Genomic DNA, 26,341 nt, shown 5'->3' with positions numbered 1-26,341 from the left:
TCATGACCACTGCCTGCCTGATGAGCACTTACCAACCTCTGGCCCTGAGTTTCACCCGTGGCCTGGGTACGCGTCTGTGGGACCAGAGCGGGCGCCAATACCTGGATGCTGTGGCGGGCGTGGCAGTGACCAATGTCGGCCACTCGCATCCGCTGCTGGTTGAGGCCATTCGGGATCAGGCGGGCTTGCTGTTGCACACTTCCAATCTTTACCACATTGACTGGCAGCAGCGTCTGGCGCAGAAACTGACCGGTTTGTCGGGGCTGGACCGGGTGTTTTTCAACAACTCCGGTGCCGAGGCCAACGAGACTGCGCTGAAGCTGGCGCGCCTGCACGGCTGGCACAAGTACATCGAACGGCCTTTGGTGGTGGTCATGGAAAACGCCTTTCACGGCCGCACGCTGGGCACCCTGTCGGCCAGTGACGGACCGGCTGTACGCCTGGGCTTCAGCACCTTGCCGGGGGATTACGTCAAAGTACCCTTTGGCGATCTGGCGGCGTTTGACAAGGTCTGCGTGACTCACGGGCACCGCATCGCCGCCGTACTGGTGGAGCCGATTCAAGGCGAAGGCGGCGCACAGGTCGCGCCAGCCGGGTATCTCAATGCGCTGAGGGAGCGCTGCACGCGGCGTGACTGGCTGTTGATGCTCGACGAAATCCAGACCGGCATGGGGCGGACCGGCAAGTGGTTTGCCTTTCAGCACGAAGGCATAGTGCCGGACGTCATGACCCTGGCCAAGGGGATGGGCAACGGTGTGCCGATAGGTGCCTGTCTGGCAAGGGGCAGGGCGGCGCAATTGTTCACCCCCGGCAGCCACGGCAGCACCTTCGGCGGTAACCCGCTGGCCTGTCGGGTCGGCTGCACGGTGATCGACATCATCGAACAGCAGGCCTTGGTGGAAAACGCTGCGCTGCAAGGCAGCCACTTGCTTGAGCGGCTGCGCAACATGCTTGGCGCTCACCCGCAGGTGCTGGAGATTCGTGGGCTGGGGCTGATGATCGGTATCGAATTGCGGCAGGCCATACCCGAGTTGACCCGGATCGCGGCTGAGGAATACGGCCTGTTGATCAACGTCACGCGCGGTAAGGTCATCCGTCTTCTGCCGCCATTGGTGCTGAACGCTGCCGAGGTGGAACAGATCGTTCAAGGCTTGCTGGCGAGCCTCGACAGCGCCCTTTTCAAATCGCTTGAGCGCTCTGCCTGAAGCAAGGGATTAAGGAAAAGGACTACATCGGGCTGTACCGGGATGACCCATTTGCGGTAGAACAGTCCAGCATCGCGTATGTCTGCACGCGATGGCTACCCAATGGATTTGAAAGGAGCCCACCATGTTAATCCGGTCCCTGACCCTCGCCACCCTGCTTGTCGCTGCCGGTACAGCGCTTGCCGCTGACAGCGATGGCCCTTTGGCCCAGGAGCGCGGCAAGTCGCGCCCGCTGATCATCATCGCACCGAGCCCGGCTGATCCGGCACTGAGCCACCTCAAGGACGCGCTGAAGGAGTCTGCCAATCATAAAGACTTCACAGAGCGCAATATGGTGCTGTTCACGGTGGTGAATACTATCGGCGAGCGTGACGGCAAGAGCATGGACCCCCAGTCGACCATGGCCTTGATTCGTGAATTGAAGCTGGGCGCGGGTGTCGGCACCAAGGTCATTCTGGTGGGCAAGGACGGCGAGAAAAAGATCGATAAGACTATCGGAAAGTCAGAGTCGATAGACCTGAAAGAGATTTTCGCCACCGTTGACCAGATGCCAATGCGCGAGAAAGAGGCATCTGCGCCGCCACCAGAACCGGAAGCCAAGCCTGCACCGGCGGAAAAACCGGCCAAGCCAGTCAAGGGCGGGGCACCTGGCAAGACGCTGGATGACTGATTGACCGGCGCAGCGTGCGGTGATCGCGCGCTGCGCCTGGTGTGCCGTTCAGCTCACTCGCCGCGAATGTACTGCTCAAGCTGCTGAATGAGACTGGCCTGTTCGGCAATGGCTTCCTTGACCAGGTCGCCGATCGACAGCAGGCCCAGCAACTGGCCGTCTTCCACGACCGGCAGATGGCGCAGATGGCTGTCGGTCATGATCCCCATGCACGCGTCTACGCTTTGTTGCGAGTCGACGGTAATGACTTTGCTGCTCATGATTTCTCTGACCGGCGTGCCCACCGAGGAGCGTCCCTTGAGAATTACCTTGCGTGCATAGTCGCGCTCACTGACGACGCCGACCACCACGTTGCCCTCGACCACCGGCAGCGCACCGATATTCTTTTCCGCCATTAGCTTGAGCGCATCGAGCACCATTTGGTCCGGGCCGATGGTATGCACTTGCTGGTTTTGCAGGTCTTTCAATTTCAGTAGCTGGGCGACGGTTTTCATGGTGCTCTCCGTGATCGGGACCTGGAAGACTGTAGTGCATTTTCAGGCGCACTACAGAATCGTGCAGCGCGCAGAATCGATCAACAAATAAATAGGGATAAGGGGCATAGACGCAATTAATTGACGGCACCTGAAAATGATCTGAATTCGACTGCCGAGCGCGCGCATGATCTCACAGCCAAGTAGAATCAACGGTTTCGCCATGCGGTCGAGGTAGCAGCGTTGGATTTACAGCAGGGCTTCATCCTGAGTCGGCACTGGCAAGATACGCCCGCCGGGACCGAGGTCGACTTCTGGTTGGCCACCGATCAGGGGCCTCGCCATATTCGTCTGCCTTGCCAGCCCTCTGTCGCCTTTATTCCTGCCGAGCAGGGCGAGCGTGCGCGGTCGCTGTTGCGTACCGAGCGAGGGGTGCAATTGCGTCCGCTGGAGCTTTGCGATTTTCGCCATCGAGCTGTGCTTGGTGTGTATTGCCAGCAGCACCGCCAGTTGATGAACATCGAAAAACTGCTGCGCAGAGGCAATGTCGACGTTTACGAGGCGGACATTCGCCCGCCCGAGCGCTACCTGATGGAGCGTTTCATCACTGCGCCGGTGCAATTCAGCGGTACGCCGAATGCTGAGGGCGTGCTTTGTGACGCGCAAATCAAGCCGGCACCCGATTACCGTCCCAACCTGAAGCTGGCGTCGCTCGATATCGAAACCACGGCGCGTGGCGAGCTGTATTCGATCGCGCTGGAGGGCTGTGGCCAGCGCCAGGTATACATGTTGGGGCCACCCAATGGTGGCGATGAGGTGCTGGATTTTCAGCTCGATTATTGCGATACCCGCACGCAGTTGCTGGAGTGCCTGAATGGCTGGCTGGCGTTGCACGACCCTGACGCAATCATCGGCTGGAACGTTGTGCAGTTCGACCTGCGGGTTCTGCATGAACATGCCCAGCGCCTGCAAGTGCCATTGCGGCTCGGGCGTGGCGGTGAAGCAATGGGCTGGCGCGAGCATGGCAGTCATAACAATCATTTTTTTGCCGAAATCAGCGGGCGGCTGATCATCGACGGGATCGAGGCCTTGCGTTCCGCGACCTGGAGCTTTCCGTCGTTCAGCCTGGAGAATGTTGCGCAGACCCTGCTGGGCGAGGGCAAGGCCATTGATACGCCTTACCAGCGCATGGACGAAATCAACCGCATGTTCGCCGAGGACAAGCCTGCGCTGGCGCGTTACAACATCAAGGATTGCGAGCTGGTGACGCGCATCTTTGCCAAGACCCAGTTGCTGACCTTTTTGCTCGAACGCGCCACCGTAACGGGCCTGCCCGCTGACCGCAGCGGCGGTTCGGTGGCCGCGTTCTGCCATCTGTACATTCCGCTGATGCACCGACAGGGCTTCGTCGCGCCCAATCTGGGCGAACGCATGCCGGAGGCCAGTCCTGGCGGTTTTGTGATGGATTCCCAGCCGGGGCTTTATGAATCGGTGCTGGTGCTGGACTACAAGAGCCTTTATCCGTCGATCATTCGCACCTTTCTCATCGATCCTGTGGGGTTGATCGAAGGCATGCGTCATCCCGAGGACAGCGCGTCGGTGCCAGGTTTTCGCGGCGCGCGCTTTTCCCGCACCCGCCATAGCCTGCCAGCGATAGTGGAGCGTGTTTGGCAAGGTCGGGAGGCCGCCAAGCGCGAGCAGAATGCGCCGTTGTCCCAGGCCCTGAAAATCATCATGAATGCCTTCTACGGCGTGCTGGGGTCAAGCGGCTGCCGGTTTTTCGATCCGCGGCTGGCCTCATCGATCACCTTGCGCGGGCATGAAATCATGCTCAAGACCCGCGACCTGATCCAGGCACAGGGCTATACCGTGATTTATGGCGACACCGACTCGACGTTTGTCTGGCTGGGCCGTCCTCATGGGCAGGAAGAGGCGGCAAGCATCGGCAAGACGCTGGTGCAACGGGTCAACCAGTGGTGGCGTGAGCACCTGCACAATGAATATGGCTTGCACAGTGCGCTGGAGCTGCAATACGAAACACATTTCCGCCGCTTCCTGATGCCGACCGTGCGCGGCGCGGAGGAGGGCAGCAAGAAACGCTACGCCGGGCTGGTCACTCGCGCTGACGGTTCCGAGGAGATGGTCTACAAGGGCCTGGAAACCGTGCGCACCGACTGGTCGCCGCTGGCTCAGCAGTTTCAACAGGAGCTGTACCTGCGCATCTTCAAGCGCCAGCCGTATCAGGATTATGTTCGTGACTACGTACAGCGCACCCTGTCAGGCGAACTGGATGACCTGTTGATCTACCGCAAGCGCCTGCGTCGCAAGCTCGATGATTATCAACGCAACGTGCCGCCCCACGTGCGCGCCGCGCGGCTCGCCGATGAATACAACGATCAGCAGGGGCGTCCACGTCAATACCAGAGCGGCGGCTGGATCAGCTACGTGATGACCACTGCCGGACCGGAACCTCTGGAGATTCGTCACGCGCCGATTGACTACGACCATTATGTGACTCGCCAGTTACAACCACTGGCGGATGCGATCCTGCCGTTTGTCGACGATGATTTCAGCACGCTGATCGGTGGGCAATTAGGCTTGTTCTAACGCGCACCGAGCTGCTCGGCGACCCATGGCAGTACCTGCTCGCATGATGCTTCGATCTTCATTTCAAGCAATTCGTCCGCGCGGGTCTTGCCGTGGTTGATGGCGATGACCGGTTTGCCCTGTTCGACCATTGCCTTGCACAGACGGAACGCCGACCAGGCCATCAATGACGTGCCGACCACCAGCAAGCCTTCCGCCTGTTCTACACTCAACGTTGCCTTGGCAGCGGTCTGCGGCGCGACGTTCTCACCAAAGAACACAACGTCCGGCTTGAGTTTGTCGCCTTCGCAGTGCAGGCAGCGGGGCACACTGAAAGCGGCCTCGAAAGCCGGGTCCAGCAGGGTGTCGCCATCGGGTGCCTGTGCGGCATCAACGCCTAGCAGATAGGGGTTTTGCTCCAGCATTTGCTCTTGAATATCCGCCCGCTCGCTGCGTTGCTGACAATCCAGGCACAGTACACGGTGCAGGCTGCCGTGCAGCTCGATGACGTCCTGGCTTCCGGCCTGACTGTGCAGTGCATCGACGTTCTGGGTGATCAGTCCGCTGATGGCATTTTCAACCTGCAATGCAGCCAGTGCCCGATGCGCGGCATTGGCCTGCGCTGCGCGGATACGCGGCCAGCCCAGCATCGCCCGCGCCCAGTAACGTTGGCGCGCAGCGGGGTTGCCGACAAACTCCTGATACATCATCGGCTGTTTGCCACGCCGCACGCCGTCCTTGTCGCGGTAGTCCGGAATGCCGGACGCAGTGCTGATGCCTGCGCCGGTGACGACCAGAAAGGACTTGTCGGTCATTGTCTCGCAAAGCGTTTCGAGCTGACTATGGGTTGTAGTGTCCAGCATCTTCAAACTTCGAATGACCCATGTTGTCCGGACCTGTGTCTGCGAGATTAGCAGGCAGGTGCGAGCTGTGAGCGGCCAACGCGAACGTTGGTTCAATAGACCGTTGTCCACCCGGCGGCACACGTGGCAACCTTGGTTCTTTAACACCTTGCCAAGGAAGCTCAGATGCGCTCGTTTCATTTCAAACAACTGGATGTGTTCAGCGATCAGCCTTTGCTCGGTAATCCGCTGGCGGTGGTGCTGGGCGCGGACGGGCTGAGTGATGAACAGATGGCCGCCTTTGCACGCTGGACTAACCTGAGTGAAACCACGTTTCTGCTCAAACCGACAGACCCGCGCGCCGACTATCGTGTACGTATTTTCACGACCTTTAGAGAGCTTTCGTTTGCAGGTCACCCCACTCTGGGCAGTTGTCACGCCTGGCTCGAAAGCGGTGGTGCAGCGCAGGGTGAGGAAATCATTCAGGAGTGCGGGATCGGTCTGGTGCGCATTCGTCGCGAGGGCAGCGGGCTGGCATTCATTGCGCCGCCTTTGTTGCGTTCGGGCACCGTAGACCCTGAATTGTTCGAGCAGGTCCGCCTCGGTATGAAGCTGAGTGCGGGCGAGATTCTGGATGCGCGCTGGGTAGATAACGGCCCGGGTTGGGTCGCCTTCAGGCTGGCAGATCGCGCCAGTGTTCTGAGGTTGCAGCCGGATTACACACTATTGAGCGGCCTGAAACTCGGCGTCGTTGCGCCATGGGACCCGGCAGTCGATGGTGATGAGGCGCAGTTTGAAGTGCGCGCTTTTGTACCGGGCGACGGCATGGTGGAAGACCCGGTGACCGGCAGCCTCAATGCCGGAATCGCTCGCTGGTTTCTGGACGAGGGGCTGGCGCCGGACCATTACATCGTCAGCCAGGGTGCCGCGCTCGGCCGCAAGGGACGAGTCTCCATTCAGCGTGTAGGTGAAGATATCTGGGTGGGCGGCTCGACTGTTACCTGTATTGAAGGGCGGGTTTCGCTTTAGGAGCTCATCGTCATAAACAACACTTGAAGAGCACGGAATACCGGGTAACAAGAGCCCGAGAGCGAAAGACTCAATCCCTGTGCGCAATCTTTTTGCCACGTCGGGCGGCGATATCGCTGGCCTGGCCGTCGCGTTGTTTGCCAGTCCGGGCCTGGGTGATGAGCGCTGGAATCAAAGGGCCTTCGGGCAGGTTCTTCCAGAAGCGCGAAGGGAAGTGGCCTTCCATGACTTTGGGGTTCAGACGTGCAGGGTTGAAGATGTGGCTGTAATAGGTGAGCCACAACTCGCCATGCGGGTCTTCGACCTGCCGGGCCATGGTCTGCCACGCTTCAGGGCAGCGGCGCTCGTGGATCAGCTGTTTGCCGTCGTAATACACGCCGTCCTGGGGAGTCGCGATCATCCAGCGGTGCTGGCCCATGCGGCCGATGAAATGCTCACTGGCACTGAGCAGAATGTCGTGCGCTGGCTCATGCCAGGCCACGTACTGCGGGCGCATGATGGCCGCGTCATCAGCGATAGGCGACAAGGCGACAAAGCGTAGAAACGCGTGCAGATGATGCGCCTCACGTCTGACCGACTTGAGACGACGGTGCAGTTCGCTACCGAGTCTGTCGCCAGCCATCATGGCCGTGCGATCACCGTGGGTGACACGCCACAGCACTTCGTACAACAGGCTCCAGCGCTGATCGCCCCGGTAGCGCGAGGCGCTTTCCAGCAGTTGCACCAATTCCAGCGGAACCCTCGCCTGAAAGGGGCCAGGTTCCTGCGGGTATTCTTCTTCGCTGCCAAACAGGTCGGTGGCGTCCGGTGACTTCCAGCTGACCTGGCTGGGGTCGATTTCATGGCTCAGCAGCCAGCGTGCTTGTTGCCGCCAGGTGCCGAACAGGTCGTCGCAGTCCAGGCAGATCATCCCCACAACCCCATTTGCTGAGGCTGCGGCCTGTCACGCAACTGGTGATGCAGAAATTCGCTGGTGGTTTCTGCATGCGGCGGGTGGTAATCGCTGGTAATAATAAACGGCTTGGCCTTGGCCAGTATGCAGCGCATGCGGGTGAGGTCTTCATAGCGGATACGCCGTTGCCTGCGCAGCTCGACCAGCCGCTGTGTGGTACGAATGCCGATGCCTGGCACCCTGGCAATCAGCGCCGCGTCGGCCTTGTTCAGGTCCAGCGGAAACACCTGCCGGTTGCCCAGCGCCCAGGCCAGCTTGGGGTCGATGTCCAGTGCCAGGTCGCCGGGGCCGTTGAGCAACTCGCCCGCAGTAAAACCGTAGCCACGCAAAAGGAAGTCAGCCTGATACAGCCGGTGTTCGCGCATCAGCGGCGGTGCAGCCAGTGGCACACTGTTGGGGCTGTTGGGGATCGGGCTGAACGCTGAGTAGTAGACCCGGCGCAGTTTGAAGTTGCCGTACAGCGACTGCGCGCTGTGCAGGATGGTGCTGTCGTCGGTAGCGTCGGCACCGACGATCATTTGGGTACTTTGCCCGGCCGGGGCAAAGCGTGGCGACCGGGGCTCGTTGCGCACGGTCTGTTCGCCGGTGTAAATGGTCTGCATGGCCTGCTTGATCGACGCGACGTCTTTTTCCGGTGCGAGGGTCTGCAGGCTCAGGTCGGTCGGCAGCTCGATATTGACGCTGAGGCGGTCGGCATAGCGACCAGCCTTTTCGATCAGCGCCGGATCGGCATCGGGGATGGTCTTGAGGTGGATATAACCGCGAAACTCGTGCACTTCGCGCAACAACCGGGCGACCTCGACCAATTGCTCCATGGTGTAATCCGCAGAGCGGATGATCCCGGAACTCAAAAACAGCCCGCTGACACAGTTGCGACGGTAAAAGTCCAGCGTCAGGGTGACCACTTCTTCGGGTGTGAAGCGCGCACGGGGCACGTCGCTGGAGCGGCGGTTGACGCAATATTGGCAGTCGTAAAAGCAGAAATTGGTCAACAGGATTTTCAGCAGCGACACGCAACGCCCATCCGGCGTATAGCTATGGCAGATGCCCATGCCGTTGGTAGAACCCAACCCGGATTTGTCCTGCGAGCTGCGCTTGGGTGCTCCACTGCTGGCGCACGACGCATCGTACTTGGCGGCGTCCGCCAGAATGCTGAGCTTGTCGATAAGCTGCATGAAGTGCCTCTTTACTGTTTGCATGTACAGTATAGGGTCGGGTGCAGCTCGACAAGTACCGTACAGCGGGCCTGCACGTATCGCTATTGGTTAACGATTTTCAGCGAGAGTGAAGGCTTGTCCGGACGGGCGCGCGTAAAGATGAATGTTATTTAATAACATTTGCGCGATCGATATGTAATACTGTAACAAATAGTTGCAGGTTACTTTCGCGTGAAAACTCCTTTTGCCTCGATAGCAGGCTCCGTGCTGGCCCAATCGGCCTGGAAGCGGGTCCTGTTTTCTCTTGCGGTGCTGATATTGCTCTGGCTGGCCATCGGCTGGTCGGTGGCTATTCCATGAGTGCAGCCATTGCTCTGGAAAACCTTACTGTGGCCTATGACCGCCGCCCGGCGGTGCACCACATCAGCGGGCGGTTCGAGGCGGGCAGCCTGACGGCCATCGTCGGCCCGAACGGGGCGGGTAAATCGACCTTGATCAAGGCCATCGCCGGCACCATGAAGCCTGCTCAGGGGCGCGTCGACCGTGGCCGCCTGGCGACCCGCACGATAGGCTATTTGCCTCAGGCCGCAGAAATCGATCGCAGTTTTCCTCTGAGCGTCGCCGATACCGTTTCGATGGGGGCCTGGCACAGCATCGGGCCGTTTCGCAGCCTGACACGCAATCATGCGCGACTGACCGGGGAAGCGCTGAGTACGGTCGGCCTGGAGGGTTTTGAAGGGCGCAGCGTCGGTTCGTTGTCGTCCGGCCAGTTTCAGCGGGTGCTGTTTGCCCGATTGTTGCTACAGGACGCCTCGGTGATTCTGCTGGACGAGCCATTCACCGCCATCGACGCACGCACCACTCGTGATCTTCTGGAACTGGTGCGCGCCTGGCACGGGCAGGGGCGCACAGTGATCGCGGTCCTGCACGATATCGAACAGGTTCGTCAGCACTTTCCGCAAACCCTGCTGATGGCCCGTGAAGCCATCGCCTGGGGTGAAACCTCGCAAGTGCTCAGTGCCGCCAACCTGCGCAAGGCGCGCAACATGGCCGAGTACTGGAGCCCGGATGCCTTGCTGTGTGAGAGCGAGGACGAGCGCTCATGATGCTCTATAGCCTGGTCGTCGAGCCTTTTATCGAATTCGGTTTCATGCGCCGCGCGCTGGTGGCGTGTCTGGCGCTGGGGATTGGTTCCGGGCCGGTGGGCGTGCTGTTGATGCTGCGCCGTATGAGTCTGGTGGGCGATGCCATGAGCCATGCGGTGCTTCCCGGCGCGGCGGTGGGCTTCATGGTCGCCGGTCTGTCGTTGCCCGCGATGGGCTTCGGTGGGCTGATCGCCGGGCTGGCAGTGGCTCTGCTGTCAGGGCTGGTGAGCCGGTTGACCTCTCTGCGTGAAGACGCCAGCTTTGCAAGCTTTTACCTGACCTCTCTGGCGGCCGGAGTGCTGATCGTTTCGCTGCATGGCTCCAGTGTCGACCTGCTGCATGTGCTGTTCGGCACCATTCTGGCCATCGATGACACGGCTATCTACATGGTCGGCAGCATTGCTTCCTTTACGCTGATTCTGTTGGCAGTGATCTATCGCCCATTGGTGCTTGAATGCTTCGATCCGGGCTTCCTGCGTGCGGTCGGCGGGCGCGGCTCGCTGTACCACGTGTTGTTCCTGCTGCTGGTGGTGCTGAACCTGGTCGCAGGTTTTCAGGCGCTCGGCACCTTGATGGCCGTGGGCATGATGATGCTGCCGGCAACCGCGGCACGTTTCTGGACCAACTCGCTGAGTGGCCTGATGGTGATTTCGACACTCCTGGCGACCTTGTCAGGCCTGATCGGCCTGATCGTTTCCTACCACCTTGGCGTCGCCTCGGGCCCGGCCATCGTGCTTACCGCCAGTGCGTTCTACGGCCTTTCCCTGTTGTTCGGGCGCACGGGCATCGTGCGCCGACTGTTTCCCAAACCTCACCTGGCTAACTGAAAAGGTACGTCATGAAACGATTGATGGTGTTGAGTTCCATCGCTGCACTGGCGCTGTCTGCATTCGCCAGCCTGGCCCAGGCCAAACCGCTGGAAGCCGTCGCGTCGTTCACGGTCATCGCGGACATGGTCAGTACGGTCGGCGGCGACCGTGTTCACGTAAAGTCCCTGATCGGCCCGAACGGCGATCCGCATGTCTACGAGCCAACGCCAAGTGATGCTCAGGCGTTGAAAAATGCCGACCTGGCGTTTGTCAGTGGCCTGCATCTGGAAGGCTGGATGGATCGTCTCATCAAAGCGTCGGGCTACAAGGGCAAGCCGGTAGTGCTCTCTGAAGGGATCAAGACCCGCAGCATGGACGAAGACGGCAAGCGCATTGTCGACCCGCACGCCTGGAACAGCGCCGCCAACGGGGTGATTTATGTGCGTAACATTATCGCCGCGCTGAAGAAAGCCGACCCGGACGGGGCAAGCGAGTATCAGGCCAATGGCGATCGCTACATCGTCGAGCTGCAGCAACTGGACATTTACGCCCGCGATCAGATTCATTCGATTCCGGCCGCCAAGCGCAAGATCCTCACCTCTCATGATGCGTTCGGCTACTTTGGCGATGCCTATGGCGTGACCTTCCTGTCACCGTTGGGTTTGTCTACCGAATCGGAAGCGTCGGCAGCCGATGTCTCGAAACTGATTCGTCAGATCAAGGCCGAGCATGTCAGTGCCTACTTCTTCGAAAACTCCAGCGACCCGCGTCTGGTAAAGCAGATTGCCGAAGCCAGTGGTGCCCAGCCAGGCGGCGAGCTGTACGTCGAAGCCTTGTCGCCAGTCGATGGCCCTGCGTCGACCTACGCCAAGATGTTCCGTTACAACGTCGATACCCTGACTGCGGCAATGAAGCGTAATCAGTGACCTCGGGAGTCGCCAGCCCTTGGGTTTCAGGGGCTGGGCGACTTCAACGTCCCCTGGTTATCAAGAAACTTGAACACGGTGGTCTGGGTGTAGGCTTTGCCTGGGTCCAGTCGTGTGCTGGGGAATTTCGGCTGATTGGGCGCATCTGGATAGTGCTGGGTCTCCAGGGTAAAGGCACCCCAGTGCGGGTAGACCTTGCCTGCCTTGCCGTGAATGCTGCCGTCCAGGAAGTTGCCGGTATACAGTTGTACGCCAGGCTCTGTGGTGAACAGCTGCAACCTGCGGCCTGATTGCGGGTCGCTGACCTCGGCGGCCAGTTTCTTCACATCACCTTTAGTGTCGAGTACCCAGTTGAAATCAAAGCCGCCTTGTTTGGGTTCGGCATATTTCAACTGCTGGTGATCGTCCTTGATGTGCTTGCCGAACGCGGTGGGCTTGAGGAAGTCCATCGGCGTGCCCGCGACGGCAGGCAGTTCGCCGGTCGGGATCAGCTTATCGTTGACCGGTGTGTAGTGCGAAGCGTGCAGGGTGGCAACCTGTTTGAGAACATCACCACTGCCTGCACCCGCCAGGTTGAAATAGCTGTGGTTGGTCAGGTTCAGCACAGTCGGCTTGTCAGTGGTGGCGCGGTAGTCAATCTTCAGCTCGTTTTGCTCATTCAGGCTGTAAGTGACTTCGGTTTTCAATGTGCCCGGAAAACCCATTTCGCCATCCGGCGACACGTAGGTCAGCTTCACGCCGACCGAATCACCGGTCTTGGTTTCCTCTGCCTTCCAGAGTCGTTTGTCAAAACCCTGAGTGCCGCCGTGCAGGGCATTGGTCTTGTCGTTGAGCGGGACCTGGTAGGTCTTGCCATCCAGGCTGAACTTGCCGCCTGCCAGGCGGTTGCCGAATCGGCCAATGGTCGCGCCGAAATAAACCGTGCCGTTGTTCTGGTAGCCCTGAACATCGTCGAAGCCCAGGACGATGTCTTCGACCTTTCCGGCCTTGTCAGGCACCAGTAGCGACTGCAGCGTCGCGCCGTAGGTGATGATGCTGGCCTGCACGCCGTGACTGTTGCGCAGGGTGAATTTCTCGACGGCAGTGCCGTCGGGCAGTTGGCCGAAAGTGCTGTGCTCGCTGGAGAGTGCCGCGGCCTGTGCAGTCAAGGTGCTGATCATCAAGGACAGTCCAAGGGTGCTGAGGAGAGCATGTGTTTTCATCTGATCTGCCTGCTTTTATTGTTATTGGTAAGACTATTCGATCGGATTAAAGCCGATGCATGGATTTATAGCCTATAAAATGCCACTTGAAAAATAAATTGTAATACTATTTAGTAGTGCCAGCTTCACTCAGCCGCGGTGCCTGTGGCGGTCGATCCGCTGGATGCCTGCGAAACCGGTCGACTGGGCATGCAGGTTGGACAAGACTGCGACATAAACATCCAAAAAGTGCCTTTACAACAATAACAAAGGACATTTTTCATGAACTGGCTGCCCGTTTCCGAGCACCGTTTCAAGCTGGCCGAGGGCTGCTTCTGGGATGCCGCAGAGCAGGCCTTGTACTGGGTCGACATTGCCGGTTTTCTGGCTTGTCGGCTGGTTGCCGGGGAGCATCGCCAATGGCGCATGCCCGAGCCGGTCTCTGCGTTTATACCGACCGAGCAGGGCGACGCACTGGTGACTCTGGCCAGCGGCGTGTATCGCCTGGACCTTAAATCCGAAAAAACCTCACTGGCGTTGTTCTGCGTGGCAGACCCGACCCTTGGCAATCGCGCCAACGAGGCTCGTTGCGACGCGCGCGGCCGCCTGTGGCTGGGCAGCATGCAAAACAATATCGATGCCGAAGGCGAAGACGTACCTTTGGTCCGTCGTTCAGGCGGGTTGTTCCGGGTTGAACCCGACGCCCGCGTGACGCGTTTGCTGGACGGGCAGGGCATCGTCAATACCCTGCTGTGGAATACCGACGGCAGCGTGCTGTACAGCGCCGATACCCTCGACGAAGTGATCTACCAATACCCTGTGCTGGAAGATGGCTCGCTGGGACCACGTGAGGTATGGGCGGCCGAGCAGAGCCAGGGTTCGCCCGACGGCTCGGCAATGGATGCCGAAGGTTTTGTCTGGAACGCGCGCTGGGGAGGCAGTTGCCTGATCCGCTTTGCCCCCGACGGCAGTGTCGACCGGGTCATCGAGCTGCCCATCAGCCATCCCACCAGTTGTGTGTTCGGTGGTCCTGACCTGGAGACCCTGTATGTCACCAGTGCAGCGCCTGCCGACGCTCATGGGCGGTTCGATGGCGCGGTGCTGATGGCGCAGGTCGGCGTCAAAGGAGCGCCGTGTCAGCGCTTCGCCGGCTGAAAAAAGTGCCGCGCCGTCGCCTTTTCTGCGTCGGCGTCGCGATGTGAAATGCAGGAGTGACATTCGGTTACATAGCGGTCATTCATTATATGGTATGACTATTTAATCGGTTTTCGGACGCTTACGCGTTTGCAACCGCCACCTCGCTGAACGCTGTAGCTATTCAATAAAAATAAGGAGTTAGCTATGTTGAGTCGTCACGGGATTCGTTCCCTGTGCTGTGCCGCCGTCACCACCGCCATTCTGGGCATGAGTGGCTTCACCTCCGCTGCTGATGAAGTCAAAATCGGCTTCCTGGTCAAACAGGCTGAAGAGCCTTGGTTCCAGACCGAATGGGCGTTTGCTGAAAAGGCAGGCAAGGAGCATGGTTTTACCGTGCTCAAGATTGCCGTGCCAGACGGTGAAAAGACTCTTTCCGCTATCGACAGCCTGGCCGCCAACGGTGCCAAGGGCTTTGTGATCTGCCCGCCTGACGTTTCCCTTGGCCCTGCAATCGTGGCCAAGGCCAAGGCGCTCGGCCTGAAAGTCATGGCCGTGGACGATCGTTTTGTCGACGCCAAAGGCAACTTCATGGAGGACGTGCCATATCTGGGCATGGCAGCCTTTGAGGTGGGCCAGAAGCAAGGTGCCGCCATGGCCACCGAAGCGAAGAACCGCAAGTGGGATGAGGGCGAGTGGAAAGGCACCTACGCGATCATCAACACCTACAACGAGCTGGACACCGGCAAGAAACGCACTGACGGTTCGGTGAAAGCGCTTGAAGAGGCCGGTTTACCGAAAGATCACATCCTGTTCACCGCGCAGAAAACCCTTGATGTACCGGGCAGCATGGACGCCACCAACTCGGCGCTGCCAAAACTGCCGGGCGATGCGAAAAACCTGATCATCGGCGGCATGAACGACAACACTGTTCTGGGTGGCGTACGAGCGACTGCGAGCAATGGTTTCAGCGCGAAAAACGTTATCGGGATCGGCATCAACGGCACCGATGCCATTGATGAACTTAAGAAAAAAGAGAGTGGCTTCTTTGGCTCCATGCTGCCAAGCCCGGACAAGGAAGGCTACAACACCGCGCTGTATATGTATAAGTGGGTCACCGAGGGCGTTGAACCGCCTAAATATACCGCTATGGACGATGTGACACTGATCACCCGCGCCAACTTCCAGGAAGTATTGACCAAGATCGGTCTGTGGAAGTGAGTTGACTGAGGGGCCTGGTTTTCAGGCCCCTCACACGTGCGAGGAGGTTGGTTCCATGCAACAGGCTATCGAGCAAACATCCATAAATGGTGCCTTGCGCTTCAACGGCATCGGCAAGGTTTTCCCCGGCGTAAAGGCGCTTTCGGACATCAGTTTCGAAGCGCGCCCCGGCAGTGTTCACGCCTTGATGGGAGAGAACGGTGCCGGTAAATCCACGCTGCTGAAAATCCTCGGCGGCTCTTATCAGCCCAATAGCGGCACCTTGCAGATCGGGGAACAGAGCTACCAGTTCAAATCCACCGCCGAGAGCATTGCGGCGGGTGTGGCGGTGATTCACCAGGAACTGCATCTGGTACCGGAAATGACTGTCGCCGAGAACCTGCTGCTTGGGCACATGCCCAATCGTTTCGGTTTGATCAATCGTGGCGCGATGTACCGTCGGGCAGGCGAGCTGCTCAAAGGTCTGGCTGACGAAATCGACCCGCGCACTCGCCTGGGTGATCTTTCACTGGGCCAGCGGCAATTGGTGGAAATCGCCAAGGCCATGTCACGCAATGCGCACGTCATCGCTTTTGACGAACCTACCAGCAGCCTGTCGGCACGTGAAATTGACCGGTTGATGGCGATCATCGTGCGGCTGCGCGACGAGGGGCGGGTGATTCTTTACGTGTCTCATCGCATGGAAGAAATCTTCCGTGTCTGTGATGCCGTAACGGTATTCAAGGACGGTCGGTTTGTAAAAACCTTCGAGCAGATGGCCGATCTGGATCATGACCGGCTGGTGACCTGCATGGTCGGCCGGGATATTCAGGACATCTACAACTACCGTCCGCGTCAGCATCAAGGGCCGAGCCTGCGAGTGACCGGGTTACTGGGGCCGGGGTTGCACGAACCCGTGAGTTTTGCCGTAGAGAAGGGTGAAGTGCTGGGTTTCTTCGGGCTGGTGGGCGCCGGACGTACCGAGCTGTTCCGTCTGCTGTCGGGTCTGACACGCAGCACGGCAGGCACGTTGCAGCTGGACGGCAAGCCATTGACGCTCAAGTCACCGCGCGACTCGATCGAAGCGGGCATTCTGCTCTGCCCGGAGGACCGCAAGAAGGAAGGTATCGTGCCGCTGTCCAGCGTCGCGGAGAACATCAACATCGGTGCACGGCCCCGGCATGTGAATCTTGGCTGCCTGATTCAGGGCCGCTGGGAGCGCGACAACGCGCGCAGCCAGATCAAGTCGATGAACGTCAAGACACCATCACCGGAGCAACAGATCATGTTCCTCTCCGGCGGCAATCAGCAGAAGGCGATTCTTGGTCGCTGGCTATCGATGCCGATGAAGGTCCTGTTGCTGGACGAGCCCACCCGCGGGATTGACGTCGGTGCCAAGTCCGAGATCTACGAGATCATTCACAACCTGGCCGCCGACGGGATTGCGGTCATTGTGGTGTCCAGTGACCTGATGGAGGTCATGGGTATTTCCGACCGCATTCTGGTGATGAGCGAAGGCGCGATCACTGGTGAACTCAACCGCGATGAGGCTGATGAATCGCGACTCCTGCAATTGGCTCTGCCTCGCACGCGCAGCTGATAACCGGTCCCCTGACCATGAACAATAAGAAAGAGGTGCGTATGTCTACCGAATCCAGCCTGCAGGCTCCCCGTCAGGGCATGAACCTGCGTCGTTTTGCCGATGACTGGGTGATGCTCCTGGCTGCCGTGGGAATCTTCCTGCTGTGCGCCGTGTTCATCGACAACTTCATGTCACCGCTGAACATGCGGGGGCTAGGCCTTGCGATTTCCACCGTGGGCATTGCTGCCTGCACCATGCTCTTTTGCCTGGCGTCCGGGCACTTCGATCTGTCGGTCGGTTCGGTGCTGGCCTGTTCCGGGGTCATCGCCGGGATTGTTATCCGCGACACCAACAGCGTGTTTCTCGGTGTTTCTGCCGCCCTGGCGCTGGGGCTGGTGGTTGGCCTGATCAATGGCATCGTGATTGCCAAACTGCGCATCAACGCCTTGATCACGACTCTGGCGACCATGCAGATCGTGCGCGGCCTTGCGTATATCTTCTCCAATGGCAAGGCCGTCGGCGTCTCCAACGAGGATTTCTTCATCTTCGGCAACGGCCAGATATATGGCGTGCCAGTGCCGATCCTGATCACCATCGCCTGCTTTATATTCTTCGGCTGGTTGCTCAACTACACCACCTACGGGCGCAACACCATGGCTATCGGTGGCAACCAGGAAGCTGCACTGCTGGCGGGTGTGCATGTCGATCGCACCAAGATCATCATCTTCGCGGTTCACGGGCTTGTCGGCGCACTGGCTGGCGTGGTTCTGGCTTCGCGTATGACCTCGGGGCAGCCAATGATCGGTCAGGGCTTCGAGCTGACCATCATCTCGGCTTGCGTACTGGGCGGTGTTTCGCTGAGCGGCGGCATCGGCATGATCCGCCATGTAATCGCTGGTGTGTTGATTCTGGCGATCATCGAGAATGCGATGAACCTGAAGAATATCGATACGTTCTACCAATACGTGATTCGCGGCACGATTCTGTTGCTGGCGGTGATCATCGACCGACTGAAACGTCGCTGACCGGCGCGGCGCTGGCTTGCATGAACCAGCGCCGTCACTTCACACCGGATTCAATCCCTTCTCGCGCTTCATCTGCGTGACCAATGTAAAGCGGTCTTCGGGGTGGACTGTCTCTGACACGACCATCACGACGCCTGCGTCATCACGGTACTGACGCAGAATTTTCAGCCCCGGCGAACCTGCCTCCGCATTCAGGCTTCTAGCGATTTCAGCCGTCAACAGCACGGCACGCACTTGCTGGTCGATCACTTCGATATGGCGGCCAAAATGCTGCTCGATCAGCGCGGCGATCAGTTCGCCGGGTTGCTCGCGCGCCAGTTCGATGACTTCGCTGTAGATATCCTGAGCGTACACGTCGGTCCAGCACAGCGGCGCGAGCACGTTCTCGCAGTCGACCCTGATGCTCGACACGCAAAAGTAATGCTCCCCCGGCGTCAGCCCCAGCCGACGCGCTTGGGCAATGTCCGCGACGAAATGGCGGACGTTCTGGATGCTGCGCACCTGGGTTTCCGCCAGATGCGCCAGGTCTGCAACGGTCGCCAGTGACTGTGAATAGCCGCCCCTGGGCGATGCCGATTCGACCCGCGTACCGACCCGCTTGCGCCGTGACACCAGGCCCTGTGTCTGCAGTTGTGTGATTGCCGCGCGCACGGTATGGCGGCTGACTGCGTAAAGCTCGCACAGCTCGAACTCGGTCGGCAGCAGTGAGCCGACCGGGTAGCGGCCACTGGCAATCGCCTCTATCAGGTCTCTGGCAACCACTGCGTAACGTGTTTCGTTCATGCCTTCTGTCAGCTCTGTGGCCTTAGCAAGTTGACAGTGTATCAGTGCGAGCGCAACAATTATGTACGGACATATTAAATATGTACGATCAATAACAACATAATCAGGACCTCGCTCATGTCCAGCACCGTTTTTGACTCCGCCCTGTTTCGCGACATGTTCGGCACCGCCGAAATGCGTGCCGTGTTCTCCGACAAATCGCTCATCGAACGTTACATCGAAGTAGAAGTGGCACTGGCCCGCGCCGAAGCCCGTTGCGGAGTGATTCCTGCCGCTGCCGCCGAACAGATCGCTGCGCTGGCCACTTACGAGTCACTTGATCTGGCACTGATGCAGCATGAAACCGAGATTGTCGGTTACCCCATCCTGCCGCTCGTAGAGCAGCTGTCCAAAACCTGCGGTGACGCTGGCCGTTACGTGCATTGGGGCGCGACCACCCAGGACATCATGGACACCGCCGTGGTGTTGCAGGTGCGTGCTGCGCTAGCCATCGTCGAGCGTGATATTCAGGCGGTGCGTGGCCTGCTTGCTGATCTGGCATTGCGTTATCGCACTACGCCGATGGCGGGGCGTACCCACCTGCAACATGCACTGCCGATCACCTTCGGGTACAAATGTGCGGTGTGGCTGAGCATGTTCGACCGCCACGCAGAGCGTCTGGTGGAATTGCGCCCGCGTGTTGAAATCGGCCAGTTTGCCGGAGCGGCCGGTACGCTGGCGTCATTGGGCGACAAGGGGCTGGACGTGCAGCAAGCGCTGATGGACGAGCTGCAACTGGGCGTGCCGCAGGCCACCTGGCATGTCGCGCGTGACGGCCTTGCGGAAACACTCAACTTCCTGGGCCTGGTCACCAGCTCGCTCGGCAAGATTGCACTGGACGTCATGATGATGATGACCAGCGAGCTGGGTGAGGTGTACGAACCCTTCGTCAAGGGACGGGGCGCCAGCAGCACCATGCCGCAGAAACGCAACCCCATTTCCTGTGAACTGATGTACGCCGCCGCCAAGGGCGTACGCCAGCACGCCGGGCTGATGCTCGATGCCATGATTCAGGATTTCGAACGCTCCACAGGCCCGTGGCAAGCCGAGTGGATCGCCATTCCAGAAGCCTTCGCCCTAAGCGCAGCGTCTCTGGGTCAGGCGAAATTCATGCTGGCCGGGCTTGAGGTGCGCACCGAACGGATGCGTCAGAACCTGGACATGACTCAGGGGCTGATCGTTGCCGAAGCCGTGATGATGGGCCTCGCGCCAGCGCTCGGCCGTCAGATCGCCCACGACGTTGTGTATTCCGCCTGCCGCATGGCCAACGACCAGCGCATCAGTCTGCTCGATGCACTGTTGGCGCAAGGCGAGGCCACGGCGCAACTGGATATCGAAGAACTCAAGCGTCTGACCGACCCGGCCAACTACCTGGGCCTTGCGCCGCAAATGGTGGACATCGCCCTGGCTCGTCCGGGGTCCGTGAAGCGTTGAGTTATCTCGCTCCGGGCACAGCCCGGGGCGATCAGTCCTGCAGCCGCTCTTAATAACAACAACGAGATCGCAGACATGTCTTCATCCAGCAAAAAACCGTTCTACAGGGACCTGACGTTTCAGGTCGTCGCCGCCATGCTGTTGGGCATCGCCTTTGGCTTTATCGCCCCCGAGCTGGCCGCCAAGTTCAAGATCCTTGGCGACATCTTTCTCAAACTGATCAAAACCGCCGTTGCGCCGCTGGTGTTTTTCACCGTTGTGCACGGCATTGCCTCGGCGGGCGATATCAAGCGTGTCGGCAAGGTCGGGCTGCGCGCATTGATTTACTTTGAAGTGGTGTCGACCATTGCTCTTGCCATCGGCCTGTTGTGGGGCAACTTGCTGCAGATCGGCTCGGGCATGCATGACGCCCATCCGAGCAGCGCAACAGCTGCCGCATCGGCCGCGGCGGTTGCCAAGGGGCATGCACCGGCGTCGACTATGGACTTCATCTACGGCATCTTTCCCGACAATTTCGTCGGCGCGTTTGCCGGTGGTCAACTGTTACAAGTACTGGTGATTTCCGTACTCTTCGGCTTTGCCCTGCTGGCACTCAAGGAAGAGCGTCGGGCCGTGATCGAAGAAGGTCTGAGCCGGATTTCCGAATGTTTCTTCGAGTTCATCAACTTGATCATGAAGTTCGCGCCGCTGGGCGCGTTCGGTTCGGTGGCCTATGCAGTGGGCAGCAACGGCACCGCAGTGCTCATGTCGCTGGCCAATCTGGTGTTGATGTTTTACCTGTGCATCGCGTTTTTCATCTTTGTCGTGCTGGGTATCGTCTGCCGTATTTCCGGTTTCAGCCTGTGGCGATTCCTCACGTACATCAAGGACGAAGTCTTCATTGTGCTGGGCACTGCTTCCTCGGAAAGCGCCTTGCCGCGCCTGTTGCAGAAGCTGGAGAAATTCGGCTGCTCAAAACAGAGCGTCGGCCTGGTGTTGCCTACCGGTTATGCATTCAACCTGGACGGTACGTCGATCTACATGTCGTTGTGCGTGCTGTTTATCGCCAACGCCTATGGCGTACCGCTGAGCTGGCAGCAGCAGCTGGGCATCATCGCGATCATGTTGGTGACTTCCAAGGGCGCGGCGGCGGTATCGGGTGGCAGTTTCGTGGTGTTTGCCGCCACCGTGACAGCCATTGGCGTGCTGCCCGTCGAGGGCCTGGCGTTGCTGTTCGGCGTCTACCGGTTCATGTCCATGGCCATCGCGACCTGCAACACCATTGGTAACAGTGTGGCGACGGTGGTGGTGTCCAAATGGTCCGGCGAGTTTGCCGAGCAGACTGCTCGTAGTGAATATCACCGGGTGCTGGGGCGTAAACTGGAGGCTGCGCTTTGATGATGCCTGCCGCGGAATTCACTGAACAAGCGTGCACTGGATAACCGCGCGGTGGCCTGGACGTCGAGGACTCACGCTTGTTGCGCTGTCTGCGTCCGGAAATCCAGCTCCGCTCTGGTGCCTAGCGTCGGCATCGACTCCAGGGTCAGCGTCCACTGAAAGCGTTCGCAGATGCGCCGCACCAGGAAAAGCCCCAGGCCTTTCCCGGTGCCCGCTCTGGTCGAGTTTCTCAGCAGTGACAGGTAGTTGAGGGACGCCTGCGCAGTGTCGAAGCCTTCGCCCGAGTCGGTCACGCTCAATACACCGTCCTTGAGGCGCACGGTGATTGTTCCGTCATAGGTATTTTCGGCAGCGTTACGCAACAGATTGCCGATGGCAATACGTAACATCGCCTCGGGCACCCGCAGGCAAAGCGTCTGGTGGATGTGCACCGATAACTGCACAGGTTTGCCGTCCAGAAGGTGTTGGTGATCCTTGATCAGGCCGGGCAACAGGCGGTCCAGTTCTACGGGGTCTTCCGGCGTTGAGGACATGGGCTCGCGTGACAAATACAGTAGCGCGACCATGATCTCGGTCAGGTTGTCCACGGTTGCCCGCATGCGTTGAATCGGTGGCGCTGCACACGCGGGTAGCGATTGCCTGGCCAACACATCCAGCGCACCGCTGATCACTGCGATAGGTGTGCGAAACTCGTGGCTGGCCTGATCCAGAAGGGCACGTTCCCGGGCCATGAATTGTTCGACCCGTTCCAGACGTGCGTTGATACCGCAGGCGATGTCTTTGAGTTCTTCCTGGTCGTATTGCACTGGCAGGCGTTGCGAAAGGCTTTCCGGATCGAGTTGCTTCATGCCTAGCGCAAGCGCCTGAACCGGGCGGTGCAGGCGCACGTATAGCCAGGCGATTACGGCAATGATCAGTATCAGGTTCATGATCAGAAAAATGCCACCGATCAGCGCGATGAGGTTCTGCTCCTGCTCCAGATCGCTGATGTCGATTGCTGCTACCAAACGTTCATTGCCCAGCGACGTCACCAGCACGGCATAGTCGGGATCGGTGAAACTCGAAGCTCTTCGATCCATATCGCCCTCGTTGTAGAAACCTGGGGCGAGTGAAGCCAGTAAGGGCGGCATGCCGGGCGCGGGCGTGTCGCCCGACAGTCTCCAGACCTGAATCCTTCCGGCTTTCTGTGGCACTGGCTGTAGCGTGTTTTCCAGAGCATTGTTTGTCGCGGTTTCAAGCAGCTCTTTCCAGATCGGGTGATCGACGAGTTCCTGGCTCATGAATGCCTGAGTGGTCAGGCCGATGGTCATCAACAGCCCGAAGCCGAGCAGAATTGCACTGATCAGGCGATGCAGACGGCCCCGACGGCCGGGAAGATTGATCATGGGCACACGCCCAGGCGAAAACCGACGCCCTGAACCGTGTGGAGTAGCTTTTGTTCGTTGACTCGGTCGCCATCGATGGTCCTTCTGAGCAAATACATGTGCGAGCGCAGCAGGTCGCCGTCGGGCACGCTGTCACCCCAGATGAGCGACTCCAACTGCGCGCGCGTCACGACGTTTGGAGAATTGCGCATCAGCACTTCCAGCAGGGTTCGTCTTATCGGCGAGAAGGGTAACTGCACGCCGCCACGCATGATGGTTTGTGTGCTCAGGTCGAAGTACAGATCGGCGACTTCCAGCACCTGTCGTACATCCGAGCGCTTATGGCTGCGTGCGGCCAGCACCCGCAGACGAATTTCCAGTTCAGGCAGGGCCAGTGGTTTGACGATGTAATCGTCCGCGCCGGATTCAAAGCCTTGCAGCTTGTCGTCCAGTTGATCCTTGGCGGTCAGCAACATCACTGGCACCGGATTGCGCAGCTCAGTTCGCAGAGGACGCCCACGTTGAAGGTTCGTCTGCGATGGGAGCAGATTCAAAAGCCTATTACCGCAAGCAGATAGGTATGTTCAAGACGATTCTCGGAATGGGATCTTCTGTTTTATGGTCGCCGATCGTTGCGCTTGCAGCGCTGATCCGACCGACTCTCTCGCTACTCCCCATCGGTCATATCGGCGGTCGGCAATGGGCGGCACGCAATGCCGTCTTTGCAGCTCAAACCATCATGCTTGGCGCAGCCGCGAAGGGCATCGATACGTGCCCGATGGAAGGATTTTCAGGCGCAAAAGTTGCCAAACTTCTCCAGCTGCCACGTGGTGCCGTCATACCGCTGGTTATCGCTCTTGGCTATCGAGCAGACGATGCGAGAATCGAAGAGCGGTGGCGCAATCCGATTTCAGACATCGTCGTTACACACTGAAGTGAAGCCTGAATCACGCGCGTGGCATGCATCACAAATGCCGTTCAGCGCGGGTGTGAAACCAGCACTGAGCTGCCTAGCCGGGTGAGCCCATAAAGCGCGGCTCCGACAGCGAGCATCATGCCGGCACGCAGCCAGGTTTCAGGGCCTTGTTGGGTCAGCAAAAGCAGGCAGGAAAGGATCGCCAATACCGGAATCACCCAGTGAACCTGAAAATGGCCGGCGTCGACCTTGTCGCGCTTGAGCACCAGAACCGCAATATTGACGCTGAGAAACACGAACAGCAGCAACAACACCACGGTTTCAGCGAGTGTGGTCAGGGTGCTGGTAAAGGACAGTGCGATGGCAACCACTGTGGTTGCGAAAATGGCCACGCCGGGTGTGCGCCGTTGAGGCAGAACCGAACCAATCATAGCGGGCAACAGCCCTTCACGAGCCATCCCGAAGGTCAGTCTGCTGGCCATGATCATGGTCAGCAGTGCGCCATTGGCAACCGCAATCAGTGCGATCACCGCGAACCATGGGGCAGGTATCCCCAGCCCCGACGCACTGACCACGTCCATCAACGGGGCCTGAGAAGCTTTCAACTGTTCGACGGGCAGCACCATGGCCGCGCCCACGCCGACCAGCATGTAAACCACGCCTGCAATCAGCAATGCACCGAACAGCGCCCGTGGATAAACCCTGCGCACATCCTTGATCTCTTCGGCCAGGTTGGCAGACGTCTCAAAGCCCACAAATGAATAAAATGCCAGCAACGATGCGGCAAGAATCGCTGTGGCCGGTGAGTTCGTGTCCAGTTCGAATACACGCTGTGGCACACCATTGCCCTGACTGACGAACCAGACTGCGGCCGCAATCACCATCGCCAGGCCGCTCAGCTCAATCAGGGTCATTACCAGATTGGCCGACAACGACTCCTTGATACCACGCGCATTCAACAGCGCGACAATCACCAGAAAGCCCACACATACCCACTGCGCCGGCCAGCTCACCAATGCCTGGAAATAGTCGCCGGCAAACGCGACTGCCAGCCCGGCCGCACTGGTGACGCCTGCAGCCACCATGGAAAAGCCGACCAGAAACGACAGCAGCGGTTTGCCGAAGGCTTTTTCGGCATACACCGTTGCACCGCCCGCACGAGGGTATTTGGTCACCAGTTCCGCATAGGACGCAGCGGTCAGCAAGGCGAAGCACAGGGCAATCAGCAGGGGAGCCCAGATGGCTCCGCCGACACGTCCGGCGATGGTGCCTGCCAATGCATAGACGCCAGCCCCCAGCACGTCACCGAGGATGAACAGTGTCAGCATCGGTGCCGTGATTGCCCGACGCAGCGATGGAGTTTCGGGAGGAGTGGCCATGGTGAAAGAATCCTTTCTCGGCAGGTACAGGAGGTGTGTAAGGGAAGATCGCCATGGCTCGGGTAAATTCAACGTGATCGCGAGAGGCCCGGATCAGCGGTGTTTTTTGCCGTAACAGGTATTTGAATAGCCCCTGCATTTGAAAATGCAGCATGAACCAAGAGGTTTTTTCAGGGTCTTATTCGGGCCTTGAAATTCATGGCATGCCTTTTACTTTTCGAGTCTGTCTTCATGCCTGAATCGCACCGTTATTTCTGGCGCATGTGCCTGTACTTCGTGCCTCTGCTGCCCATGTACGCTAGTCATGCCATTGCCAATGACGAGCGACAGCTGGTCCAGGCCATCAACGATTTTCGTGGTCAACCTCAGCGCTGCGAAGCACGGATGACAAAAATCTCCAGAGCGCTGACGCTCAACGCCAGCGTAGCGTTGCCGATCAATTTCGCTGGCAGTTCACGTGATGCGCTCAAGGCATCCGGTTATCAGGCGGTCACCGTCCGGACCATACGACTTGCTGGCGCACAGAGCGCCGGTGAAGCGTTCGGCATGCTCGAAAAACGCTATTGCAGCGCTTTGCTTGACCCACAATACGCCGACATCGGTATCACTCGCGAGCGTGGCGACTGGCGTGTGGTATTGGCAAAACCGTTGATCGACGAAAGCCTGGAAGATGCACGCTCGGCTGGCCGCATACTTCTGGCGCAGGTCAATGCCGCGCGTGCCAAGCCGCGCATGTGTGGCAAGCAGCCGTTTCCTTCGGCCAGACCGCTGAGCTGGAACACGACCCTGGAAATGGCTGCACAGGGGCACAGCCAGTCGATGGCCAGCGAGAATTACTTCACGCATCGCGGCTTTGATAACGACTCACCAGCAGATCGCGCCCGTGCGGCAGGTTACGGCGGACGGCAGATCGGTGAAAACATCGCAGCAGGGCAGAGCACCGTCAGCAAGGCAATGGCCAGCTGGCTGGCCAGCCCGGGACATTGCGCCAACCTTATGAACCCGATGTTTACCGAGGTCGGCGCGGCCTATGCGACGGCTACCAACGCGGATTACGGTGTGTACTGGACCATGCTGTTCGGCGCTCCCTGATCAGCCGAAAAGCCGCCTCAACGGCGGCTTGTCGAACATGG

The 26,341-nt window shown here is 59.2% G+C and carries 23 protein-coding genes and 2 pseudogenes; 16 read left to right on the top strand and 9 right to left on the bottom strand.

The window, feature by feature from the left end; all coding sequences use genetic code 11:
* The first annotated feature begins 2 nt into the window (after positions 1-2).
* Together RGM3321_RS11915 and RGM3321_RS11910 are read left to right on the top strand one after the other, a co-directional pair.
* Positions 3-1,205 (top strand): aspartate aminotransferase family protein, encoded by a 1,203-nt coding sequence (locus RGM3321_RS11915; protein WP_244393209.1) that lies wholly within the window; start codon positions 3-5, stop codon positions 1,203-1,205.
* Between the two features lie 124 nt (positions 1,206-1,329).
* Positions 1,330-1,875 carry a DUF4174 domain-containing protein gene (locus RGM3321_RS11910; protein ID WP_057402320.1) on the top strand — a complete coding sequence of 182 codons (546 nt, stop codon included), beginning with the start codon at positions 1,330-1,332 and terminating at the stop codon, positions 1,873-1,875.
* Positions 1,876-1,928: 53 nt separating this feature from the next.
* Here the strand turns inward: RGM3321_RS11910 and RGM3321_RS11905 are convergent, their stop codons facing one another.
* Complete coding sequence (locus tag RGM3321_RS11905) at positions 1,929-2,369, bottom strand: CBS domain-containing protein (RefSeq protein ID WP_244393208.1); 441 nt, start codon at positions 2,367-2,369, stop codon at positions 1,929-1,931.
* Positions 2,370-2,591: 222 nt separating this feature from the next.
* Between RGM3321_RS11905 and RGM3321_RS11900 the strand changes: the two genes are divergently transcribed.
* Positions 2,592-4,955, top strand: coding sequence for a DNA polymerase II (locus RGM3321_RS11900; protein WP_244393207.1), 2,364 nt, complete (start codon positions 2,592-2,594; stop codon positions 4,953-4,955).
* Here RGM3321_RS11900 and RGM3321_RS11895 read toward each other — a convergent pair.
* Positions 4,952-5,797: an NAD-dependent protein deacetylase gene (locus tag RGM3321_RS11895; protein WP_244393206.1), complete on the bottom strand. Its 846-nt coding sequence runs from the start codon at positions 5,795-5,797 to the stop codon at positions 4,952-4,954. The two genes, RGM3321_RS11900 and RGM3321_RS11895, sit on opposite strands and share 4 nt — an antisense overlap.
* A 165-nt stretch (positions 5,798-5,962) precedes the next feature.
* Between RGM3321_RS11895 and RGM3321_RS11890 the strand changes: the two genes are divergently transcribed.
* Positions 5,963-6,805, top strand: a complete 843-nt coding sequence (locus tag RGM3321_RS11890) for a PhzF family phenazine biosynthesis protein (RefSeq protein WP_244393205.1) — start codon at positions 5,963-5,965, stop codon at positions 6,803-6,805.
* A gap of 70 nt (positions 6,806-6,875) precedes the next feature.
* Here the strand turns inward: RGM3321_RS11890 and RGM3321_RS11885 are convergent, their stop codons facing one another.
* Together RGM3321_RS11885 and RGM3321_RS11880 are read right to left on the bottom strand one after the other, a co-directional pair.
* Positions 6,876-7,715 carry a TIGR03915 family putative DNA repair protein gene (locus RGM3321_RS11885; protein ID WP_244393204.1) on the bottom strand — a complete coding sequence of 280 codons (840 nt, stop codon included), beginning with the start codon at positions 7,713-7,715 and terminating at the stop codon, positions 6,876-6,878.
* On the bottom strand, positions 7,712-8,932 hold the full coding sequence (locus RGM3321_RS11880) for a putative DNA modification/repair radical SAM protein (RefSeq protein ID WP_244393203.1): 1,221 nt from the start codon (positions 8,930-8,932) through the stop codon (positions 7,712-7,714). The genes RGM3321_RS11885 and RGM3321_RS11880 overlap by 4 nt, the downstream gene beginning before the upstream one ends.
* Before the next feature lie 213 nt (positions 8,933-9,145).
* Here RGM3321_RS11880 and RGM3321_RS28395 point away from each other — a divergent pair, with 213 nt between their 5' ends.
* From RGM3321_RS28395 to RGM3321_RS11865, 4 genes are read left to right on the top strand one after another with little or no spacing between them, the layout of a single operon-like run.
* Positions 9,146-9,274 (top strand): hypothetical protein, encoded by a 129-nt coding sequence (locus RGM3321_RS28395; protein ID WP_002553552.1) that lies wholly within the window; start codon positions 9,146-9,148, stop codon positions 9,272-9,274.
* Entirely contained in the window at positions 9,271-10,020 is a 750-nt protein-coding gene (aztA, locus tag RGM3321_RS11875) for a zinc ABC transporter ATP-binding protein AztA (RefSeq protein ID WP_244393202.1), read from the top strand. The genes RGM3321_RS28395 and aztA overlap by 4 nt, the downstream gene beginning before the upstream one ends.
* Positions 10,017-10,886, top strand: coding sequence for a metal ABC transporter permease (locus RGM3321_RS11870; RefSeq protein ID WP_002553554.1), 870 nt, complete (start codon positions 10,017-10,019; stop codon positions 10,884-10,886). Before aztA ends, RGM3321_RS11870 begins: the two co-directional genes overlap by 4 nt.
* Before the next feature lie 11 nt (positions 10,887-10,897).
* The gene (locus tag RGM3321_RS11865) at positions 10,898-11,794 is read left to right on the top strand and encodes a metal ABC transporter substrate-binding protein (protein ID WP_244393201.1); all 897 of its coding nucleotides are present in this window, start codon (positions 10,898-10,900) and stop codon (positions 11,792-11,794) included.
* A 26-nt stretch (positions 11,795-11,820) separates the two neighbouring features.
* Here the strand turns inward: RGM3321_RS11865 and RGM3321_RS11860 are convergent, their stop codons facing one another.
* Positions 11,821-12,996 (bottom strand): aldose epimerase family protein, encoded by a 1,176-nt coding sequence (locus RGM3321_RS11860; protein ID WP_244393200.1) that lies wholly within the window; start codon positions 12,994-12,996, stop codon positions 11,821-11,823.
* Between the two features lie 261 nt (positions 12,997-13,257).
* On the opposite strand from RGM3321_RS11860, the gene RGM3321_RS11855 reads away from it, so the two are divergent.
* From RGM3321_RS11855 to araH, 4 genes are all read left to right on the top strand, one after another.
* A complete protein-coding gene (locus tag RGM3321_RS11855; protein ID WP_244393199.1) occupies positions 13,258-14,130 on the top strand; it encodes an SMP-30/gluconolactonase/LRE family protein in 873 nt (290 codons plus the stop codon).
* Positions 14,131-14,316: 186 nt separating this feature from the next.
* The gene (locus tag RGM3321_RS11850) at positions 14,317-15,330 is read left to right on the top strand and encodes a substrate-binding domain-containing protein (protein WP_244393198.1); all 1,014 of its coding nucleotides are present in this window, start codon (positions 14,317-14,319) and stop codon (positions 15,328-15,330) included.
* A 55-nt stretch (positions 15,331-15,385) separates the two neighbouring features.
* A complete protein-coding gene (araG, locus tag RGM3321_RS11845; RefSeq protein ID WP_002553558.1) occupies positions 15,386-16,909 on the top strand; it encodes an L-arabinose ABC transporter ATP-binding protein AraG in 1,524 nt (507 codons plus the stop codon).
* A gap of 41 nt (positions 16,910-16,950) precedes the next feature.
* Positions 16,951-17,916 (top strand): L-arabinose ABC transporter permease AraH, encoded by a 966-nt coding sequence (gene araH / locus RGM3321_RS11840; RefSeq protein WP_244393197.1) that lies wholly within the window; start codon positions 16,951-16,953, stop codon positions 17,914-17,916.
* A 39-nt stretch (positions 17,917-17,955) separates the two neighbouring features.
* Here the strand turns inward: araH and RGM3321_RS11835 are convergent, their stop codons facing one another.
* Positions 17,956-18,699, bottom strand: coding sequence for a GntR family transcriptional regulator (locus tag RGM3321_RS11835; RefSeq protein ID WP_046237571.1), 744 nt, complete (start codon positions 18,697-18,699; stop codon positions 17,956-17,958).
* Positions 18,700-18,816: 117 nt separating this feature from the next.
* Here RGM3321_RS11835 and RGM3321_RS11830 point away from each other — a divergent pair, with 117 nt between their 5' ends.
* Together RGM3321_RS11830 and dctA are read left to right on the top strand one after the other, a co-directional pair.
* The gene (locus RGM3321_RS11830) at positions 18,817-20,172 is read left to right on the top strand and encodes an adenylosuccinate lyase family protein (protein ID WP_244393196.1); all 1,356 of its coding nucleotides are present in this window, start codon (positions 18,817-18,819) and stop codon (positions 20,170-20,172) included.
* Between the two features lie 75 nt (positions 20,173-20,247).
* Positions 20,248-21,549: a C4-dicarboxylate transporter DctA gene (gene dctA / locus RGM3321_RS11825; RefSeq protein WP_244393195.1), complete on the top strand. Its 1,302-nt coding sequence runs from the start codon at positions 20,248-20,250 to the stop codon at positions 21,547-21,549.
* A 71-nt stretch (positions 21,550-21,620) separates the two neighbouring features.
* Here the strand turns inward: dctA and RGM3321_RS11820 are convergent, their stop codons facing one another.
* Both RGM3321_RS11820 and RGM3321_RS11815 read right to left on the bottom strand, forming a co-directional pair.
* Complete coding sequence (locus tag RGM3321_RS11820) at positions 21,621-22,934, bottom strand: HAMP domain-containing sensor histidine kinase (RefSeq protein WP_244393194.1); 1,314 nt, start codon at positions 22,932-22,934, stop codon at positions 21,621-21,623.
* A pseudogene (locus RGM3321_RS11815) lies at positions 22,931-23,422 on the bottom strand (response regulator transcription factor); the annotation flags it as partial. The gene RGM3321_RS11820 and the pseudogene RGM3321_RS11815, both read right to left, overlap by 4 nt.
* Before the next feature lie 8 nt (positions 23,423-23,430).
* Between RGM3321_RS11815 and RGM3321_RS11810 the strand changes: the two are divergent.
* Positions 23,431-23,847, top strand: a pseudogene (locus RGM3321_RS11810) (nitroreductase family protein); the annotation flags it as partial.
* 44 nt (positions 23,848-23,891) lie between these two features.
* Here RGM3321_RS11810 and RGM3321_RS11805 read toward each other — a convergent pair.
* On the bottom strand, positions 23,892-25,208 hold the full coding sequence (locus RGM3321_RS11805; RefSeq protein ID WP_244393192.1) for an APC family permease: 1,317 nt from the start codon (positions 25,206-25,208) through the stop codon (positions 23,892-23,894).
* 198 nt (positions 25,209-25,406) lie between these two features.
* Here RGM3321_RS11805 and RGM3321_RS11800 point away from each other — a divergent pair, with 198 nt between their 5' ends.
* Positions 25,407-26,300, top strand: coding sequence for a CAP domain-containing protein (locus RGM3321_RS11800; RefSeq protein ID WP_244393191.1), 894 nt, complete (start codon positions 25,407-25,409; stop codon positions 26,298-26,300).
* Positions 26,301-26,341 lie beyond the last annotated feature (41 nt).

The organism is Pseudomonas sp. RGM 3321 (assembly GCF_022836805.1).
Taxonomy (GTDB): domain Bacteria; phylum Pseudomonadota; class Gammaproteobacteria; order Pseudomonadales; family Pseudomonadaceae; genus Aquipseudomonas.
Note: the sequence above shows the minus strand (reverse complement) of the source record. Positions and strands in the feature narration are given on the sequence as shown.